The sequence below is a fragment of the Paucibacter sp. DJ2R-2 genome, assembly GCF_025717675.1.
In the GTDB taxonomy this organism is placed as follows: Bacteria; Pseudomonadota; Gammaproteobacteria; order Burkholderiales; family Burkholderiaceae_C; genus Paucibacter_A.
The window spans coordinates 179,574-197,985 of record NZ_JAJIRT010000003.1 but is presented as its reverse complement, the minus strand read 5'-3'; the positions used below and the strand labels follow the sequence as shown (position 1 = coordinate 197,985).

Genomic DNA, 18,412 nt, shown 5'->3' with positions numbered 1-18,412 from the left:
CGTTGCCGCTGCACTTTTCATCATTTCTGGATTCCCTACCTTCATCGTGTACCGCTGGACGCGGTCATAGCGTAAGCCCCCTCCCAGAAACAGACAGCTAAAAATTGAAGATTGCGGTCCGCCGAAAAGGAAGGGGCGTAGATGGGAAGAGCAAGTTCAACGAGAGCCAAAATTGCGGCGATCTTGAAGGAAGGCGTGGCAGGAGTGCCAGTGGCTGAGGTCTGCCGTAAGCACGGCATCAGCACGGCGACCTAGTACGGCTGGAAGAGCACGTACGCAAGTGCCATGATGTCCGAGCTGACACGCATGCGCGAGCTTGAAGCGGAGAACGCCCGGCTCAAGCGCATGTATGCCGACCTGGCGTTGGAAGCGGCGGCGATGAAGGAAGTCATTGCAAAAAGTACTGAAGCCGTCAGCTAAACGGTTGGCGGCCGAAGACCTGATCCAAGACCGAGGTCTGACGGTGAGCAAGGCCTGCGGGAACTTGCGTCTGTCTAGGATGGCGTACAACAAGCCTGCCGGGTCGGCGGTGACACGAGAAGCCGAAGTGATCGACGCGCTCACCGCAATAGTTGAAATCAGCCCGCGCTGGGAAATCTGGAAGTGCTTCGACCGGCTGCGTCAGAATTGGCGCCGCTGGAATCACAAGCGCGAGCGGCGCGCGTATTGCCAACGGGAGCTCAACATCCGCAAGCGAACCAAGAAGCGCATCCAGATGCGCGATTCTGTTCCGCTGCAAGCAAGCGCTCTGGTCAATCGAGGTTGAGCCTTGGACTTCATGCAGGACGTGCTCTGCGACGGTCGCAAGTTTCGAACTCTCAATATGATCGACGAAGCCAACCGGTAGGCGCGGTACATCGAGGTCGGCATCTCGATTCCATCGCCTCGGCTGATCCGAGCCTTGAAGCGTTTGATCGACTGGTACGGTGCCCCGGACAGCAACCGCATAGACAACGACCCGGAGATGACAAGCCAGGGATTTCACCGACTGGGCGTATGCGTCCAGCCAAGTCATCTTGACTGGCTGACCTAGCTTCAAGCTATGTCGGCTGCGCCCAGCGATGCGGCAGCAACTCAGCGATACGGCTGGCGGGCTGTGTCGGCAGCCTGGTCAACACGTCCTTCAGGTAGGCCCACGACTCCAGCCCATTGAGCTTGGCTGACTGGATCAAGCTCATGACGGCCGCTGCCCGTTTGCCCGCACGCAGACTGCCCGCGAAGATCCAATTGCTCCGGCCCAGCGCTACCGGCCGGATACGGTTCTCAACCCAGTTGTTGTCGATGGGCAGCATGGCGTCTGTGAGGTAGCGCGTGAGCGCCACCCAACGTTTGAGGCTGTAGTCGATGGCCTTGGCTGTGGCGGAGCCGTCTGGCACCTTCTGCCGGTGCAGCGTGAGCCAGAGATGCAATGCATCGGCCACAGGCTTGGCCTGGCTCTGTCGGGCCTGCAGACGTAGCTGCGGCGCAGATGCCTGCACCTCGCGCTCGACCTCGTACAGCTTGCCGAAGTGGCTCAGTGCCTGCTCGGCGATCTGGCTGCGATGGTTTGCCCAGAGTTTGTAGAACTTGCGCCGCGCATGCGCCATGCAGCCGACTTCCAGCTAGCCTTTTGCCAGCAGCGCCTTGTAGCCGGAGTAGTCATCGCAGACGAGCGCGCCACGCCAGTCGCCCAGGAACTCCATCGCGTGCTTGCCGGCGCGACTCTCGGCGAAGTCGTAGACGACGATGCGGCTGTCCTCGAACTGGCCGGTGGAGTAGCTCCATAGATAGGCCCGATGCGTCTTGCCCGCGCCGGGGTCAAGCATCGCTACCGGCGTCTCATCGGCATGAAGCACGCGGTGGCCGAGCATCTCTGTCTTGAGTGCGTCCACCAGGGCTGTAACTGCACGCCACATGCGCCGCCCCAGGCGGCCAATGTCGAGCGCGGCAGTGTCACGCCGGAGCGGGCATAAATGCCTTCCTGGCGATACGGCGGCTGATGATCGGCGTACTTGGCGACCAGCTCCTGCGCGAGCAGGCCAGCGATAGGATGCCCTTGTCGATGACGTGTGCCTCGACCGGCGCTTGCATCAGGCGCTCGCACTTGGCGCAAGCCCACTTGCCACGGATATGGCACTCGACGGTAAACACGCCCGGCTCGTAGTCCAACTTCTCGGCCACGTCTTCGCCGATGCGCTTCATCTGGCAGCCGCAGGCGCATTGGGTGTTGTCGGGCTCGTGGCGGAACTCGCGGCGTGGCAGCTCTGCGGGTAGCGCTTGCCGCTTGGGTGTCTGGCGCTCTGGACTGGCCGGCTTGGTAGAGAGTTGCTGCAACTCGCTTTGCACGGCCTCCAGGTCTTCATCGACCGAGTCTTCGAGCAAGCTGCGCTGATCGCCTTGGAACACTTCGCTGCTGGCCGCGAACTTCATCCGCTTGAGCACCGCGTTCTCGTGCGTGAGCTTGTCGATGGTGGCCTGCTTGTGGCGTACCTCGTTCAGCAGTCGCTCGCTCAGCTCGCGCAGCTGCGCGGGCGTCAGGTCATCGAGTTGGGCTTCGTGGATTATGAGAATGCATCTTGCCCGCTTCGATACCAGCAGGCATCGGCACTTCCGGCAATTGCACTACAGCACGCGAATGACTTCGGCCTCGCCCATCATCTGCCATGGCAAGCCCCGTACAGTGCATCGAGTTGCACCCGACTCAGACTCAATGTGACTTTGACGTGATGGGGCCAGATGAACTTGCCACGATGCAGCCGCCGGGCGGCCAGCCAGATGCCAACACCGTCGTGCACCAGCACCTTCATCCGGTTGGCTCGACGATTGGCGAAGAGGTAAGCCGTATGCGGATGAGCCGCGCCGAAGACCTAGACCACGCGGGCCAACGCTGACTCGGTGCCCGCCCGCATGTCCAGCGGCAAGGCCGCCATCCACACAGAGTCGATGCGGATCAACGCAGCAGCTCGCGTGTCCAGGCGGCGAACTCGGCCGCCGCCGATGTCGGCCAGTTGATCGTCATGACGATGGCGCCACGGCGAAGTTCAACCTGGATGTCGGCGCCGGCGATGGGCGTCGACGCCGAGGGCATCGTGGCAAGCGACACCGAAACAAAGCCACTTGAGATCGCGGGAGCCGATGGCTTGCCCTCGCGCAGCAATTGCCGCCAGCGGTGCACGGCATTGGCATTGATGCCGTGGGCAACCTTCGCAACCGAAGCGCCTGGTGCTGCGCATTCGACCAGCTCCTGAGCTTTCAACGCTTTGCTGTAGTTCCGTCGTCTTGCGGGTTTCTCGCTTGCCATCGTGTCCACCTGTTGATTGAACTGACCCCGTGAAGTTGGACGGGTGGTGGGCTAGTTCGTGGCGACGCGTTGACGATATTCGATGGGGCTCAGTCCGTTCAATTTCAGCCGTATTCGGTCCCGGTTGTAGTAGCGGATATAGCCCCTCAGGCCGACCTCCAGTTCTTCCACACTGGCGAACTTGTTGAGATGGAAATACTCCGACTTCAACGTCCCGAAGAAGCTCTCCATCGCAGCATTGTCCAGGCAATTTCCCTTTCGAGACATGCTTTGCGTGATGGAACGTTCACGGAGGCGTTGCCGGTACTTGTCCATCTGATACTGCCAGCCTTGGTCGGAATGCAGGATCGGGCGGTCATCTGGTCCGAGGCGAGAGAACGCCCTGCTGAGCATCGTGCCGATCATGTTGAAAAGCGGCCTTCTCGCGGTCGTATACGCAAGTATCTCGCCGCTGAATAAGTCCATCACGGGGGACAGGTAAAGCTTCTGCCCGTCGACCTTGAACTCGGTAACGTCGGTCACCCACTTCTCGTTTGGACGCGCTGCCTCAAAGTCTCTGTCGATGAGATTCGGAGCAACTTGCCCCACCTGCCCGCGGTACGACCGGTACTTCTTCAAGCGGACGAGCGACTTCAGCTGCAGCTCTTCCATGAGTCGCTGCACTGTCTTGTGGTTGATCACGCTGCCTTGCCTGCGCAGCGTCGCCGTGATGCGCCGATAGCCGTATCGGCCTTTGTGTCGGTCGTAAATCGCCTTGATCTGGTCTTTGGTGGCCGCGTACTTGTCTACGACCTGCAGAGCGGTCTGCTGATAGTAAAAGGTGCTTCGGGCTAGGCCTGCGGCGCGGAGGAGCGCCGCGAGAGGATATTGAGGCCTTAGTTCAATCACGATTTGCGCCCGCTGCCTGGCGCCGATTTCGCTTGAGCCTGAACTAAGGCCTTCAATTTTTTTAGGTAGGCGTTCTCCGTGCGAAGAGCTTCCAGCTCGTCAAGCAATTCTTGGCGGCTCGGTGTCTCCGCGTTGGCAGGATCGGTCGCGGGCTTTGGCACGCCACTCTGCGCAGCGCGTTCTCGATGTGAAGGTTTATGAGGCATCAGACCGGCTATACCGTCTCTGTCATATGCCTGCTCCCATGAGGCGATGGAGTCGAAGCGGCGGACATTGAACAGGGCTCCCGCCTGTCGATAGGACAGTCCCTCCGACTTGAGCTTCCGGAGGACCTCCAGCTTGAAGTTTAGGTCGTACGCCTGACGCCGCTTCCGTTGGATTCCCGCGATACCGATTGCCTCATATGCGGCAACCCATTTGCGAAGCGATGCGACGTCGACGCTGTGAAGCGCTGCCGTAGCTCGGAGCCCCAGTTCGCCAGAGCGGTAGCTCTCGACGGCATCCAGCTTTTGCTGCTCGGAGTATTTGTTCAAGTTGGTGTCTCGTATGAGTCCAGCTTTCTGGGGTCAGTTCATTGATTGCGTGGACACGATCCTTGCAGCCGCGATGCCTCAATTCAAGACGGGATGGCCGGACGCATACAACTGGGCTGCCTCCAAGGGCATCAAGCTCAATCACACCGAACCCGGCGAGCCCACCCAAAACGCGTACATCGAAGGATTCAACCGAACCGACCGGCACGAGGTCTTGGACGCCTAGGTGTTCAAGAGCATTGAACAGGTCGAGCACATCACCGAGGAATGGCCGCGCATCTACAACGACCAGCGTCCTCACGACGCCCTAGGCGGACGGCCTCGCAATCAGATCTTGTACAGGAAAACCAATGCCGTAGATTCCAGCAATCGACTGTCTACTTGACTGGGAAGCTTACAGTATTGAATTATTGGCAATTACGCCCCCATCAGCCTCGAATTCCAAAAAACTATGTAATTGCGAACGCGCTTAGCCACATATAGCGCGTCGTCCGCATGCCGCAATAGTGATTCAGGCTTGACATCAAACTCACCATGAATAGCCCCACCAATACTCAAGGTGACCGTAGATTTCACTGACGACCCTGTATGTTCGATGTTCAGATCCCACACGGCTCGCTGCATTTTTGTGGCTGCTTCCAGAGCGGAAATTGGGTAGCCGGACGGCAATAGCGCAATGAATTCCTCGCCACCAAACCGCACCAATGGTGCCGCATCACCCAAAGTATCTCTCAATGCCTTCGCAATAGAAATCAGACATCTATCGCCATCTAAATGACCGTAGGTATCGTTATACTGTTTAAAGTGATCTATATCGCACAGCAGAATCGCCATCGGCGCCAAAGGTGGTTTTGAGCTATACCACAATTCAGGTAAAAGCCGCTGTAGGGCTCGCCTGTTCAGCGTTTGCGTGAGTGGATCTTGATCCGCCAATCGCTGCCAATGATCATTGACAGCCCGAAATTCATCCAACTGTCGGTGAATTGTCTGTTTCGCAGCAGCGAGTGCAGACATATCGCGCAATACACCGGTCAAGAACATTTGGTCTCCGTGGACGGTGCAAGTCATGCTGAGCGATAGAGGAATTTCTCGGCCTTCCTTAGTGAGGCCAATAATATCAATGTAGCCATTAAACTTGCGAACTTTGCCTCCAGTCTTCAGGTATGCCGCCATGCCTGTACGGTGCGCGTCGCGGAATCGCTCTGGCATCAGCCAAGTTAAATCCAGCCCAAGTAGCTCGTCCTGAGAATAACCCAGTAACTGGGTTGCAGCCTTGTTGGCCACTACAATTGTTTGATCCGGTCTAATTGTGATGATGGCGTCAACGAGCTCATCCGCAATTATCCCCATCATCCCAAAACGATCAGAATCGGCGTCGTTCGCCATGACCAATTGCACTCCTGATTCCAGGGCTAGTCGCAACGCACCTTTGCGGCTAGAAACAGTCACCCGACTAGGTATCGACTGCTGCTCCAAGACCCATGATTCACTACGAGCCATCGGCTGCGCGCAAGGGTAAGGAAGCTCGTAGAGCTGCGCACTAGGGCATCAAATAGGCTGCAACCCAATGCGAAAAGTACTGACCAGATCAGTCAGCCCTTCAGCCTGCAGTCGCAAGCTCTCAGCAGCTGCCGCACTCTCTTCAACCAGTGCTGCGTTTTGCTGGGTCACGGTATCAAGGTGCGACACCGCTTCTCCAACCTGGGCGATGCCTTGTGCCTGCTCACTGCTGGAGTCTCGAATCTGGCTCACCAAGGTGGATACCTTGGCTATGCGCCCCACAATTTCGTGCATCGCGTGCCCCGACTCGGCAGCCAATTTGGTGCCGGCATCAACGCGCTCGCTGCTCGAGCTGATTAGCTCTTTAATTTCCCTCGCTGAAGTGGCGGACCTCTGAGCTAGCGTGCGAACCTCGGCGGCAACGACGGCGAAGCCTCGCCCATGCTCCCCCGCTCGCGCGGCTTCGACTGCCGCGTTTAGAGCCAAGATATTTGTCTGAAAGGCGAGCGCATCAATGATGCTTGTGATTTCAGCGATGCGCCCGCTCGCCGCCGAGATGCTATGCATGGTCTCTATGACTTGCGCAACCACAGCTTGACCCGACCTAGCCGCTTCGCTGGCGCTTTCTGCCAATTCGGTCGCCTGCTGCGAGCTGTCACTGTTCTCGCGAACTGTGGCCGTCAACTCTTCCATCGAAGCAGCCGTCTCTTGCAGGCTGCTTGCTTGAGTCTCGGTGCGCTGCGACAGATCTGAGTTGCCCTCAGCAATTTCAGTGCTGCCGGTTGACACAGACTCGGCACTGAGTCGTATCTCGGTCACGAGCTTCACAAGGCTTCCGTTCATGAGCTGCAGCACACCAAGAAGCTGGCCGAGCTCGTCGCGACCTGCTTGGCCTACGTCGCTAGTCAAGTCGCCCGCGGCGACAGCCTTGGCGAGCGCCAACGCTGAGCCGATTGCACGTGAGGTTGCGCGCGCCACTGTCCACATCAACCAGAAACCAAGCGTTGTAGCCATCAGTACAAGGGCCGCAATCGCGAACACGGTGCTCTTGGCGTCCGCGACTTGAGTCGATAGCAACTTCTCAATCTTCTCAAAAGCCGGCTCGATAAAGGCGAACTGCGTATCAATGATGCGCGTTGTTGCGGCCAGGTAGTCTGCCGCTGGCATAGTCAGCTCGGTCGGTTTCAGAATGCCTCGGTCAACCATCTCAATGGCCTCCTGAGCCGCCGACGCGGCTGCCGCATGTCGTGCAGTCAGCGCGGGGCCCAGCGACGCATCTGCTTCCACGCTGCGCTTAAAGTCCCGCGCTGTGGCATCAAGCTGGACACGCGCGGTCTCGACCAAGGTCTGTAATCGCATGCGCTCTTCTGGTGACGCTTGGCCCTTCGCAAGCAGACTCACTCCCACTGCCCGCATCCGCCCCAACGATTCGCTGAGCTGCGGGGCGTGCATCAGGACTGCACTGATGAGGTAGTAGCTAGCAGCTGACGGGTCTAGGTGCATGCTTGACACATACACAACGTTCTCTAGAGCCGCCAGTTCCTGCTCGATCAGGGATGTGTGAGCACGAAAGCTGGCTGGTCCAACAAGGTCACGTCGGCCCAGTGCTGTCGCAATCTCGTCCCAGCCCGTGTTGATCCGCGCCAATTCGGCGTTGAGCGCTTGGCTTTTCAGCAAGCCGCTGGACTTGATAGCCTTAGCTAAGGCCAGCTCAACTTCTGCCTGCTTAAGGGAACGATTTTTGGCAGCGTCAGGCTTTCCACTGAGCGCCAGCGCGGTTATTCCGCGGTGCTGCTGAGTCAATCTCACGAGCCTGAGCATGTCTCCTGCCGGCGCCAAGCCTCGAGCTTCAGCGTCTGCCATGGCGATATCTTCGCTATGAGACTTGATGGCAATCCAAGTCGGGACTGCGGTCATGCAAAACGCCAGGGCGCCAATCAGCACGAACTTGCGCGCCATCGATTGATCGTTGATCCAATGAAGCATTTTTGGCCCTTGATGTTCCTAAGATGCGACTGTCCGGTCACCATGCGCAGCTCAATGCAAAGCCTCAAAAGCCCGCGCGAAATGCGCAAGCTCCGATGACCTGACCATCATCGCCTCCAAATGATCATTAAAACACATTTCAAATACATGTATAAATAATACATTGAATGTTCGCGTGCGCAAATCAACCATGATTCCAAGATTGGTATTCATGGTGTAGCTCCCAAGGACAGAGCATCCGAGATACTGGTGCCAAACCATGCCCCCCCCAAAAAACGTCAGCTTCCCCTGAAAACAGACCGTGCCTAACGGGAGAGTGCGGGCCCAACGAAGGAGGATGAGGTAGTAACGAGGAAGAGCAAGTTCAGCGAGAGTCAGATCCTGGCGATCCTGAAGAAAGAGGTAGCCGGGGTCGCGGTGACAGAGACCTGCCGCAAGCACGGCATCTGCGCGGCAACTTGGTACGGCTGGAAAAGCAAGTACGCAAGGGCTAGGCTGCTGCCGATTCCGCGGGCGCCGAACTAATCTCGATGAGATTTTTCGAACTCTATGCCGCCACGGTGCTGGAACCATCAAGATCTCACAGCCTGCGAAACGCCAACGGCGTCTGCGGCCTTCTCGCTCGTGACGCCGGTTGCAACCTGAACCCGGAACTGACGCTCGACCTCTCGCCGTAGCGGAGGTGCCCCAGGAGATCGTATTGCGTCTATGCCAGTCAACTGCTTCATCCATCCTATGGGTCGCCCCAAAAACACCTCCTGGTTGAAGGTGTTGCGACGACCGGTTGAATCCGCCTTGGGCGCCCTGATCCGAATGATGCAAAAGTGCCAGCGGTTTGCCGCGACGCCAAACGGCCATCATCAGCGCATCCGCCACCAGCTGCGATGTCATGCTGGCCTGTATCGACCAGCCCACTGCGCGGCGTGAGAACAGGTCCAGCACCACCGCCACGTACAGCCAGCCTTCGGCCGTCCAGATGTAGGTGAAGTCCGCCACCCACTTCTGATTCGGCCCCTTGGCCTTGAATTGTCGATCCAGCACATTGCTCGCGGCCACGCCTCGTTGGCTGTCATCCTTGGGTAGGCCGCGCCGCCTGGGCCTTGCACGCAGCGCTTGCTGCTGCATGAGCTTCTCGATCAGGTGCAGCCCACAAGTCCACGCCACTGGCCAGCACGTCGCGCCAGACCCGGCGGGCGCCGTAGGTGCGGTCACTGTCCAGGAATCTTGTTTGACCTGCTTGCCTATGCCCTCATGGGTCAAGCTGCCCGCGATTCTCAGCCTAATCAGCCAGGCATAGAAGCCGCTGCGCGAGACACCGAGCGCCCCACAAATCACCAACGCCGGCCAAAACCCTCGGCGCTTCGCCACGAACTCGAACTTCACAATGAGTCCTTGGCAAAGCATGCCGTGGCCCTACTTAAGATGTCTCGCTTAATCTTCAGCCTGCCCACTACCTGCTTCAACTGCACATTTTTGGCCTGCTCGGGCTTCATCACGCCTTTGCCGGGAAATGCCTGCCGCAGATCGACCGCAATCTCTCGCATCCAAGTCCTCAGCATCCCGTGGTGGATATCCAAGGCCAGCGCCGCCTGCTTGATCAACACGACACGCTCCTGGACCAGCTTCACCACCTCAACTTTGAACTCCCAGCTGAATTTCCTTCCTGCTCCCAGAACCCACCTCCGATTTCACTTCACACCTTAACAAGGTGTCCATGAGACCGGCAGCAACCCGCCGCCCAACAAAGCCTACATCGCACTCAGCTTGAAAACCTCAACAGCTTTCACGAGAGATTGAGCCTGAACCTTTAGGCTTTCAGTTGCGGCGGAACTCTCTTCCACCAGGGCGGCATTCTGCTGCGTGGCCTGGTCCATCTGGCTGACCGCCTCTCCCACCTGCACCACGCCAGCGCTTTGCTCCATACTCGCTCTGCTGATCTCTCCGACAATGTCTGACACGCGCTTGGTTGAAGTCACAATCTCCACCATCGTCGCACCAGCCTGATCCGCCAACGATGCCCCTTGCTCGACGCTCTCGACACTGGCTCCGATAAGAGTCTTGATCTCCTTGGCCGCAGCAGCCGAGCGTTGCGCAAGGCTGCGCACCTCGCTGGCCACGACTGCGAAGCCTCGGCCTTGTTCGCCGGCGCGGGCCGCTTCAACGGCAGCATTCAATGCAAGGATGTTGGTCTGGAATGCGATGCCATCAATGACACTGATGATGTCGACGATCTTCTTGCTGCTGTCGTTGATACCCCGCATCATCTCAACGACCTCTCGTACAACTGCGCCACCTTTCATGGCTACTTCCGAGGCGCCTTGCGCCAATTTGTTGGCGTGCTGAGCGTTGTCAGCGTTTTGCTTGACTGTTGCGCCCAGCTGCTCCATCGATGCAGCGGTTTCCTCTAGGGCCGATGCCTGTTGCTCGGTACGCTGGCTCAAGTCCAGGTTTCCGTCTGCGATTTCAGCACTGGCCGTCGCGATACTGTGACTGGTACTGCGAACACCCCCTACCAAGGCGCGCAATGACTCTTGCATCACTTGCATCGCATTGAGAATCTTGCCCATTTCATCGTTTCTGTCCGAGCTCGCATCCTGGGTCAAGTCACCACCAGCAATGCGGGCTGCCACTGCAACAGCTTCCGCCGCGGGACGAGTCAGTCCGCGAGTGATCCAGATGGCTAGAACAACAGCCAAAACGCCAGCAAACAAAGCAGCGAAAAGCAGAAGGCTTCGACTCTCTGCATAAGCGTAATCCGCTTGAGTCTTGGCGGCGTCCATAGCCCTACCTTCCCTCTCTACGAGCTCTGACAGTGCAGCCAAATAGCTCGACTGTGCGCTGCGAAGCGACTTTTCATTGAGCGCTATTCGCGCGGCGTCGGTGTCCCCCCCCTTGATTGCAGCAGCCACCTTGTCCAGGTTGCTTCGATATGCCGCCTCGGCTTCCTCCGCAGCCTTCAACAGCAAACGGGTATCGTCGCTGCTTACGACCCGAGTCAGAAACTCCTGTTTCCTGTCGATTTCGCCGTGTAGTTTGTCGACTTCCTTGAGACTGGACTGGATCAAATCCATTTCATCAGCCATCACGGCGCGGCCAAGTGCACTCGAAGTCTCGTGCGCCATTGAGATCATCGTCGCAGATAGCTGTTCCACTTGCGCCTGCCGAGTAAGTGATGCCACTGTGAGATTGAGTGCGGCCAGGCGCGTGACACCAAAGATCACGCTGCCCAACAACAACAGTGTCAGAGCGCCGAACGCGCCACCAAGCCGCACACCGATGCCAGCATTACGTAGGCCGAGTTGATTCATAGGAAAAGGCTACTTTTGTTGTGAGTAGTGCGACGACTGAAGACATTGCGCCGCATCATTGCGACTTGGCTTCCTTGATGAAAGCATCAATCACAGCCTTGGCAGGAGGCTTGGGCGCACCCATCGTTGCCAAAGCGAGCGGGCGTTCAAGCTTCTTCGTATCGAGCGTCTTGTTCTTGGACAAATCGACAAAACCTTTGCCTACGCCGGTGATGCCGGCCTCATCGGCACCGACCATTTCAGCTGCGCGCTTGACACTGGTCTGCGCCTTCACGGTCGATCCGTACTCAACACCTCCCATCACGATCTTCTTCACCATCGCACGCGTGCCACCGGTAATGGCGTCGCTGTAGACAACAATTGGCAGGTCCTTGCCGCCGACACCCTTCCAATTGGTGATCTTGCCGGTATGGATGTCACGAATCTGTTCCCAAGTAAGTTTGCCCACAGGGTTGGACGGATGCACGACAAACACAATTTCGTCTTTCTTCAGCTCGAAGAACTGGATCGTCTTGGGATCGACCTTTTTGCCAGCTGCAGCCGCCGCCTCGATAGCAATTTCCATCGGCTCCGACACCATGGCGATGTCGCTAGCGCCCTCAACCAAATCAGCGAGACCTTTGCCTGTGCCCGAGCCGATGATGGCTAGCGTGTGCCCGGTGCTCTTCTCGACCGCCGGCTTTGCCGGCGAGATCACCACGTTAAGTACCGTTGTGGCCCCGGTCATTTTTACCGTGTCAGCTACGGCAGTGCCAACAAGGTTTGCAGCAGCCAGCAAGCTGCCAAAAAGTTTGAACGTCTTACTCATGGTCTTCTTTTCTTTCAATAGTGGGCGGATAAACCAGAGGCCTTTGAAGATGGCGGGTCATGAAAGCAATCGCTGCTCAACTTAGGCCTCAGCACAAGGCTGCATCAACTGAGATCAATAGGTGATGCAACTCGAACCACGCCTTAGGGACGCATTCCCAGCAAGCGACTGACAGCAAAATCCAAGAACTGGACCCGTTAGGGCGAAATAGCCCCATTGACACAAATTTGCCAAGGGCGCCCGGGCCGAACTAACGCGACAACCCGACTCAGTGGGGCAGGGAGACTACGCAACCGCAAGAAATGTCAGCCATCGCCCACCGAACACCCAGATCGACGTTCGGCACAATCAGGACACACATATTGGTCATGCCGACAACAGGTCCGAGCGTGAGAGCTATCAGGGCGGGCCTCTCATGGGAACCGATTTCCCACCTGCGCTGAACGTCGATGACGCACACCGCAGTGATAAGGCGCTGCGTGAGACCTTCAGTCGAAGTTGCGACGCCTCTGTCAGCGACAGACTGACGTCTGCACCGAAGGCCACGCCGGCAGTCGACATGACATGTACACCTGAACAAATGCCAAAGCCTTGAACCGGTCCAGATGAAACGTAGATGGTTTGATTCCCTCGATAGTCAGCACGTCTAGATTGCTTGGCGAAGAGCAATCCGGCCCCGCCCGCGTCGACTGCGGTGACTGCGGTGACTGTCATGATTTGCATGCTTGACACGATGTTCCCTGCACCGAATTTCACGAACAAAAGATTCATCAATGACTCTAGATTACGCGAATTTACAACCCAATGCAATCTTTGAGGCTGGAATGATTTGGACATAAGCAGCCATTTGAGCGCGCGATCAAGGAGGGCAGCTTCGTACGCTCAAATGAAATGCTCGACCTCTGAAGTTCGACGGTGTCCCAGCTGCTGGCCGATCAGGAGGAGACCGTGGGAACGTACCCTCTTCAACGGACGACCATCAAGAGGTCAATGACTTAGGCCAGTGACGTATCTCTGGAGCGTTGCATGCTTCCAAGGTAAGGTGTGCCGGGAATGGAGGCGGAACTCAGTACGCACACCGACGCATCGCTGGGCACATGCGCATCAACCTACGCGTGCGACTTGGACTGATTCAAGACTCCTCGACCTACAGGTGCTTTCATGGACTCAGCATTCGCTATATCAGACTCTTGGCAAGAGTCTGAGTCGAGCTATCCGTCCGCAGCAAAGCCGGCAATTACAGGAGCGCGTTGTATACGTCCCGCCAACTCACCTTGCCTGGCTGACGGCCTAAGCGGACTTTGGTCTATGCCGATTGCGTCCATCGGTGCGACACCAATTCCGCAATGCGACTGGCTGGTTTAGCCAGCAGCATATTCAGCACGCCCTTCAGGAAGGCCCTGGGCTCCCGCCCATTGAGCTTGGCTGACTGGCTCAGGCTCATGACGGCTGCTGACCGACGTTACTGAGTTCAAGGTCAGCCGGCAGAAGCTTTACCTGCCCCCCGTAATGGACTTATTCAGCGGCGAGATACGTGCGTATACGACCGCAAGGCGGCCGCTCTTCAAAATGATCGGCAGGATGCTCAGCAGGGCGTTCTCTCGCCACGGACCAGATGACCGCCCGATTCTGCATTCCCACAAAAGCTGGCAGTATCAGATGGACAAGTACCGGCAAAGCCTCCGCGAACATTCCATCACGCAACGCATGTCTCGAAAGGAAATTGGCTTGGACAATGCTGCGAAAGAGAGCTTCTTCGGGACGTTGAAATCGGAGTATTTCATCTCCACAAATTCGCCAGTGTGGACGAACTGGAGATCGGCCTGAGGGGCTATATCCGCTACTACAACCAGGACCGAATAAGGCTGAAATTGAACGGACTGAGCCCCACCGAATTTCGTCAACGCGTCGCCACGAACTAGCCCACCACCCGTCCAACTTCACGGGGTCAGTTCAGTTTTGCGTGGACACGATCCATCCATTCGCGATGGCTCAATTCAAGATGGGATGTCCAAACGCATACAGGCCTCTGGCCGAGACGATTGCGAGTTCGACAAGACCGTTTTGGCTCACCGCGACGCCCAGGGAAAACTAAAGCATCTGTGGAATTCGCGACGAGGGAATGAATGCCCATGCAAAGGGAAGCAGCCCTCAATTCGCAAGTCAAGGCATTCCATAGCGCCAGACCTAGAACAAACGACCTACGGGAATCCAGAAGCCATTCAGCCCGTTTGCACCTAGCTATCCTCTCGACGAGGAAACTGCCTGCTGAGCCCCCATGCGATGGCTTGGACCTGCGCACTATCCGTTTCACTCAAAACGGCCGCGGCCTTTTGATGCACGGAATACAGCGGCCGAGGATCAAGAAGACTAGGGTCTCTGTATGGTCCACGTCCCCAATGCGCCTCGAAGACCACACCATGCGCGTGGCGCTCAACAGCAGAGAACCCAACAGCCCCGCCCTGCTCCGCCACAAACCGCAGAGCATTTCCATCACCTCGGCTGACGCTTTCGTTCAGCGCGCTGCGCGCGGCTTCGCGCCAGCTGGCACTGGAGGGATGCCGCTGAATAACCCACTGTGCGAAGACTGGCGCGGAACCGAGTAGCTCAGATTTGATCGCCTTTTGCGCGAGCTCATCTGCTTGCTTCAACCGCCCCGAATCCACACCAACGCAAGCCACAGCTGGCTGTGTACGACTTATCGGATTTGCAGGAAGACAATTCATCAATTGCTCCAACAGCCACTGAGCCTGTCGTGGGGTTCCGCGGTTCAGTACGGCTTCTATATGGGGGCCAAAGCCCTCCGAGCCAACCCCGAGAAGATCTCGGTCTGCGCGGTCAGGCGGCTCAATGACCTGCGTCCGCGAAGGCGCCGGTCGCACAGGAGAAACTTCCAGTTCGCCTTCAGCATCCCTTGTGCCAACAAGAACATGCGGCATGGCCCCTAAGGGATCAACCGGCCAGAACAACCAGCCAGATAGTCCAAGAGTCGCTCCTGCGCTCCAGAACAGAAATAGCCTCCAACGCGCGGTCATATCACTGCCCCTCAAACGAAGAGAACACAGAGTCCCACTGTCGTGCGGACATCACCACTCTCACTAGTCAGGAAGCAGCAACTCAATCCAACGCACGGTCCAGATGCGTGTAGCCGCCATCGACAAACACCCATTGGCCCGTCGTGTGCCCTGCACGCACCGACATGAGAAAGACGACTTGCGCCGCGATCTCCTCTGCCGTGGTCATTCGCTGACCCAGGGGAATTCGCTTCGTGATCTCAGCAACTTTCTGGTCGGGATCCGCAAAGCTGCTGAGCCACTCTCGATACAGCGGCGTCATGACTTCAGCAGGCACCACCGCATTGACCCGAACCCCATCACCTCGAAGTGCCGCCGCCCACTCTCGCGTGAGCGAGAGCTGAGCGCCTTTGGCCGCACAGTAACCGCTTGTGTTTCCTTGCCCAGTGACTGCCGTCTTCGATGAAATATTGACTATGGCTCCACGACTCTTGCGCAAGTGCGGCACGCACAAGTGGGCCATCAAATAGTAGTGATGCAGATTGCGCACGAGCGAAGCCTGGAAGTCGGCAAGGCCTGCATCCAAACCGACGTTGTCGTTGACGCCTGCGTTGTTGACCAGGCCATAGATCGCGCCAAACTCTTGAACGCATCGATCCACCGCCATCCGGCAAGCCACCTCATCGGAGAGGTCGAGTTGATAGAAGCGCGCCGATGGCTGCAACGCGTGCAGGCTTTGCTCGAAATCAGGACTAAGCACACTTCGGCCAAACACAACAGGAATGGCACCCTCAGCAGCAAGCGCCAAGGTAATGGCTCCGCCAATCCCTGCCCCGCCCCCAGTCACGATGACGACCTTGTTATCCAAATGCAATTGCATGGAATCTCCAGATGCGAGCTGAGTCGACTCAATCACGCTTATGAATGTGAGCCGCCAAGGAAGCGGGCTTCATGGTGATGGAATAGCCAGGCTTTGTGGGCGGCATATAGGCAGCATTCTTGATCACGCAAGGATCTTCGAAGTGCTCGTGCAAATGATCGACGAACTCAATCACCCGGCCTTCACGTGTACCGGCTATGCACAGATAGTCAATCATTGACAGATGCTGCACGTATTCGCACAGGCCAACGCCACCCGCATGCGGGCACACCGGCAGATCGTACTTGGCAGCCATCAACATCACAGCCAACACTTCGTTCACACCACCCAGGCGGCAAGAGTCGATTTGCACGACATCGATTGCCCCACGCATGATGAGCTGTTTGAAAATGATGCGGTTCTGGCACATTTCGCCGGTGGCCACCTTCATCGGCAGCACCGCCTCGCGAATGGCACGGTGGCCCTCGACATCATCTGGGCTCGTCGGCTCTTCAATAAACCATGGATTGGCGAACGCCAAGTCCTTCAGCCAATCAATCGCCTGCGGCACTTCCCATACCTGATTCGCATCGATCATCAGCTTGCGATCTGGACCGAGCACTTCACGCGCAATGCGAAGGCGGCGCACATCGTCCTCACGATCCCGGCCGACCTTGAGTTTGATGTGGTTGAAGCCCGCATCCACAGCCTCCTGGCACAGACGGCGCAGTTTGGCGTCGTCATACCCCAACCAACCAGCCGATGTGGTGTAGCAAGGGAAACCTTCAGTCTTCAGCGTGGCGATGCGCTCGGCCTTGCCTTTGCCCCGTTCCGTCAGCAGAACCAGTGCCTCTTCTGGGGTGATGCAATCTGTGATGTAGCGGAAGTCGATGCAGCGAACCAGTTCCTCGGGGCTCATGTCCGCCACCAACTGCCACACCGGCTTTCCGACCGACTTGGCCCACAGATCCCACACTGCGTTGACCACCGCACCGGTGGCAAGATGAATCGCCCCCTTATCGGGCCCGATCCAACGAAGTTGGCTGTCAGAAGTGATGTGACGCCAGAATCGCCCCATGTCAGCGGCGATCCAGTCCAAGTCCAGCCCAAGCACCATATGGCGCATGGCATCAATCGCAGCGCAGCAGATCTCGTTGCCCCGCCCGATGGTGAAGGTCAATCCATGACCTTCCAGGCCAGGTTGATCGGTCTCAAGGATCACGTAGGCCGCTGAGTAATCGGGGTCCGGATTCATGGCATCGCTGCCATCCAGACTCTGTGAAGTTGGGAAGCGCACATCGAGCACGCGCAAATTGCGAATCACTGGCATGGTGTTGGGCTAACTTTGTGAAATAGAAGGCTGGCGGAACTCAGGCCTGTACGGTCGTCTGACGCTGCTCACCCAGGCCCTGGATGCCCAAATGGATGGTTTGTCCAGCGCGAAGGTAGACAGGCGTCGGCTTTTGACCGAGGCCGACGCCTGGAGGCGTTCCTGTGGAAATGATGTCGCCTGGTTGCAGGCTCATGAAGCGGCTGAGATAACTCACCAGATACGCGACACCAAACACCATGGTGCGCGTGTTGCCGGTCTGGTAGCGGCGCCCATCCACTTCGAGCCAAAGGTCGAGGTTCTGAGGGTCCGGAACCTCGTCAGCAGTCACCAGCCACGGGCCGATGGGACCGAAGGTGTCGCAGCCCTTGCCTTTGTCCCACTGCGTACCGCGCTCCAGCTGGAACTCGCGCTCGGAGACATCGTTGATCACGCAATAGCCGGCCACGTGCGACAGCGCATCTTCCTCTTTGATGTAGCGACCTTCACGGCCGATCACCACACCCAACTCCACCTCCCAGTCGGTCTTCACCGAGCCACGAGGGATCTCAACCGGATCGTTCGGCCCGACGATGGCGCTTGTCCACTTGCCAAATACGACCGGCTCCGAAGGGACTGGCATGCCAGACTCAGCAGCGTGATCAGCGTAATTCAAGCCAATGCAAATGAACTTGCCCACGCGCGCCACACAAGGCCCCACACGAATGTCACTCCCAAGGACGCCCTCGATCTCAGGGAGCAGCGATTGATCCACCGAGCGCAGGAAAGCCAAGCCCTCAGGCAGCAGCACATCCTCAGCGAGATCCGGGACCACGCCGGACAAATCGCGAAGCTTTCCTTGCGAATCCAGCAAAGCGGGTTTCTCTTGGCCCTTCGGGCCGACTCGAAGTAGTTTCATAAATTCAA

At 57.7% G+C, this 18,412-nt stretch carries 17 protein-coding genes and 5 pseudogenes; 5 read left to right on the top strand and 17 right to left on the bottom strand.

Annotation, left to right across the window (positions count from 1 at the left end; genetic code table 11):
• Positions 1 to 285 precede the first annotated feature (285 nt).
• Together LNV28_RS10220 and LNV28_RS10215 are read left to right on the top strand one after the other, a co-directional pair.
• Complete coding sequence (locus LNV28_RS10220; protein ID WP_263568896.1) at positions 286 to 420, top strand: hypothetical protein; 135 nt, start codon at positions 286 to 288, stop codon at positions 418 to 420.
• The gene (locus tag LNV28_RS10215; RefSeq protein ID WP_263568895.1) at positions 392 to 766 is read left to right on the top strand and encodes a hypothetical protein; all 375 of its coding nucleotides are present in this window, start codon (positions 392 to 394) and stop codon (positions 764 to 766) included. Before LNV28_RS10220 ends, LNV28_RS10215 begins: the two co-directional genes overlap by 29 nt.
• A 274-nt stretch (positions 767 to 1,040) precedes the next feature.
• Here LNV28_RS10215 and LNV28_RS10210 read toward each other — a convergent pair whose 3' ends face one another.
• The 3 genes and pseudogenes from LNV28_RS10210 to LNV28_RS10200 form a co-directional block, all read right to left on the bottom strand.
• A complete protein-coding gene (locus LNV28_RS10210) occupies positions 1,041 to 1,178 on the bottom strand; it encodes a transposase domain-containing protein (RefSeq protein WP_263568953.1) in 138 nt (45 codons plus the stop codon).
• Positions 1,164 to 2,002, bottom strand: a pseudogene (gene tnpC / locus LNV28_RS10205) (IS66 family transposase); the annotation flags it as partial. The pseudogene tnpC and the gene LNV28_RS10210, both read right to left, overlap by 15 nt.
• Positions 1,933 to 2,385: an IS66 family transposase zinc-finger binding domain-containing protein gene (locus LNV28_RS10200; protein ID WP_263568894.1), complete on the bottom strand. Its 453-nt coding sequence runs from the start codon at positions 2,383 to 2,385 to the stop codon at positions 1,933 to 1,935. The gene LNV28_RS10200 and the pseudogene tnpC, both read right to left, overlap by 70 nt.
• Here LNV28_RS10200 and LNV28_RS10195 point away from each other — a divergent pair.
• Complete coding sequence (locus tag LNV28_RS10195) at positions 2,377 to 2,706, top strand: hypothetical protein (protein WP_263568893.1); 330 nt, start codon at positions 2,377 to 2,379, stop codon at positions 2,704 to 2,706. The genes LNV28_RS10200 and LNV28_RS10195 overlap by 9 nt on opposite strands.
• Here the strand turns inward: LNV28_RS10195 and tnpB are convergent.
• From tnpB to LNV28_RS10185, 3 genes are all read right to left on the bottom strand, one after another.
• Positions 2,634 to 2,786 (bottom strand): IS66 family insertion sequence element accessory protein TnpB, encoded by a 153-nt coding sequence (gene tnpB / locus LNV28_RS25195; RefSeq protein WP_411969951.1) that lies wholly within the window; start codon positions 2,784 to 2,786, stop codon positions 2,634 to 2,636. The genes LNV28_RS10195 and tnpB overlap by 73 nt on opposite strands.
• Before the next feature lie 143 nt (positions 2,787 to 2,929).
• A complete protein-coding gene (locus LNV28_RS10190) occupies positions 2,930 to 3,280 on the bottom strand; it encodes a transposase (RefSeq protein ID WP_263568892.1) in 351 nt (116 codons plus the stop codon).
• A gap of 51 nt (positions 3,281 to 3,331) precedes the next feature.
• Positions 3,332 to 4,701 (bottom strand): IS3 family transposase gene (locus LNV28_RS10185; protein ID WP_411969950.1). Its coding sequence is split into 2 segments (ribosomal slippage): positions 3,332 to 4,210 and positions 4,213 to 4,701, totalling 1,368 coding nucleotides; the frame shifts between segments, so codons are not numbered across the junction.
• A 13-nt stretch (positions 4,702 to 4,714) separates the two neighbouring features.
• Here LNV28_RS10185 and LNV28_RS10180 point away from each other — a divergent pair.
• A pseudogene (locus LNV28_RS10180) lies at positions 4,715 to 5,086 on the top strand (integrase core domain-containing protein).
• Positions 5,087 to 5,118: 32 nt separating this feature from the next.
• Here LNV28_RS10180 and LNV28_RS10175 read toward each other — a convergent pair.
• From LNV28_RS10175 to LNV28_RS10140, 8 genes and pseudogenes are all read right to left on the bottom strand, one after another.
• Positions 5,119 to 6,087: a sensor domain-containing diguanylate cyclase gene (locus LNV28_RS10175; RefSeq protein ID WP_263568890.1), complete on the bottom strand. Its 969-nt coding sequence runs from the start codon at positions 6,085 to 6,087 to the stop codon at positions 5,119 to 5,121.
• 162 nt (positions 6,088 to 6,249) lie between these two features.
• Positions 6,250 to 8,187: a methyl-accepting chemotaxis protein gene (locus tag LNV28_RS10170; RefSeq protein WP_263568889.1), complete on the bottom strand. Its 1,938-nt coding sequence runs from the start codon at positions 8,185 to 8,187 to the stop codon at positions 6,250 to 6,252.
• Positions 8,188 to 8,238: 51 nt separating this feature from the next.
• The gene (locus LNV28_RS10165; protein ID WP_263568888.1) at positions 8,239 to 8,400 is read right to left on the bottom strand and encodes a hypothetical protein; all 162 of its coding nucleotides are present in this window, start codon (positions 8,398 to 8,400) and stop codon (positions 8,239 to 8,241) included.
• 362 nt (positions 8,401 to 8,762) lie between these two features.
• Positions 8,763 to 8,915 (bottom strand): annotated as a pseudogene (locus LNV28_RS10160) (IS30 family transposase); the annotation flags it as partial.
• Between the two features lie 67 nt (positions 8,916 to 8,982).
• Positions 8,983 to 9,860: pseudogene (locus tag LNV28_RS10155) on the bottom strand (IS3 family transposase); the annotation flags it as partial.
• Between the two features lie 75 nt (positions 9,861 to 9,935).
• Positions 9,936 to 11,495 carry a methyl-accepting chemotaxis protein gene (locus LNV28_RS10150; protein WP_318013846.1) on the bottom strand — a complete coding sequence of 520 codons (1,560 nt, stop codon included), beginning with the start codon at positions 11,493 to 11,495 and terminating at the stop codon, positions 9,936 to 9,938.
• A 55-nt stretch (positions 11,496 to 11,550) separates the two neighbouring features.
• Positions 11,551 to 12,303 carry a substrate-binding domain-containing protein gene (locus LNV28_RS10145; protein WP_263568887.1) on the bottom strand — a complete coding sequence of 251 codons (753 nt, stop codon included), beginning with the start codon at positions 12,301 to 12,303 and terminating at the stop codon, positions 11,551 to 11,553.
• A 1,306-nt stretch (positions 12,304 to 13,609) separates the two neighbouring features.
• Complete coding sequence (locus tag LNV28_RS10140; RefSeq protein ID WP_263568886.1) at positions 13,610 to 13,747, bottom strand: transposase domain-containing protein; 138 nt, start codon at positions 13,745 to 13,747, stop codon at positions 13,610 to 13,612.
• A gap of 11 nt (positions 13,748 to 13,758) precedes the next feature.
• Here LNV28_RS10140 and LNV28_RS10135 point away from each other — a divergent pair.
• Positions 13,759 to 14,225 (top strand): annotated as a pseudogene (locus tag LNV28_RS10135) (IS3 family transposase); the annotation flags it as partial.
• A 1,195-nt stretch (positions 14,226 to 15,420) separates the two neighbouring features.
• Here LNV28_RS10135 and LNV28_RS10130 read toward each other — a convergent pair.
• Genes LNV28_RS10130 through LNV28_RS10120 form a run of 3 tightly spaced genes read right to left on the bottom strand, consistent with a single transcriptional unit; the run spans position 15,421 to position 18,404 of the window.
• Positions 15,421 to 16,197, bottom strand: a complete 777-nt coding sequence (locus LNV28_RS10130) for an SDR family oxidoreductase (RefSeq protein WP_263568885.1) — start codon at positions 16,195 to 16,197, stop codon at positions 15,421 to 15,423.
• Between the two features lie 28 nt (positions 16,198 to 16,225).
• On the bottom strand, positions 16,226 to 17,506 hold the full coding sequence (locus LNV28_RS10125) for an L-fuconate dehydratase (RefSeq protein ID WP_263568884.1): 1,281 nt from the start codon (positions 17,504 to 17,506) through the stop codon (positions 16,226 to 16,228).
• Between the two features lie 40 nt (positions 17,507 to 17,546).
• The gene (locus tag LNV28_RS10120) at positions 17,547 to 18,404 is read right to left on the bottom strand and encodes a fumarylacetoacetate hydrolase family protein (RefSeq protein ID WP_263568883.1); all 858 of its coding nucleotides are present in this window, start codon (positions 18,402 to 18,404) and stop codon (positions 17,547 to 17,549) included.
• Positions 18,405 to 18,412 lie beyond the last annotated feature (8 nt).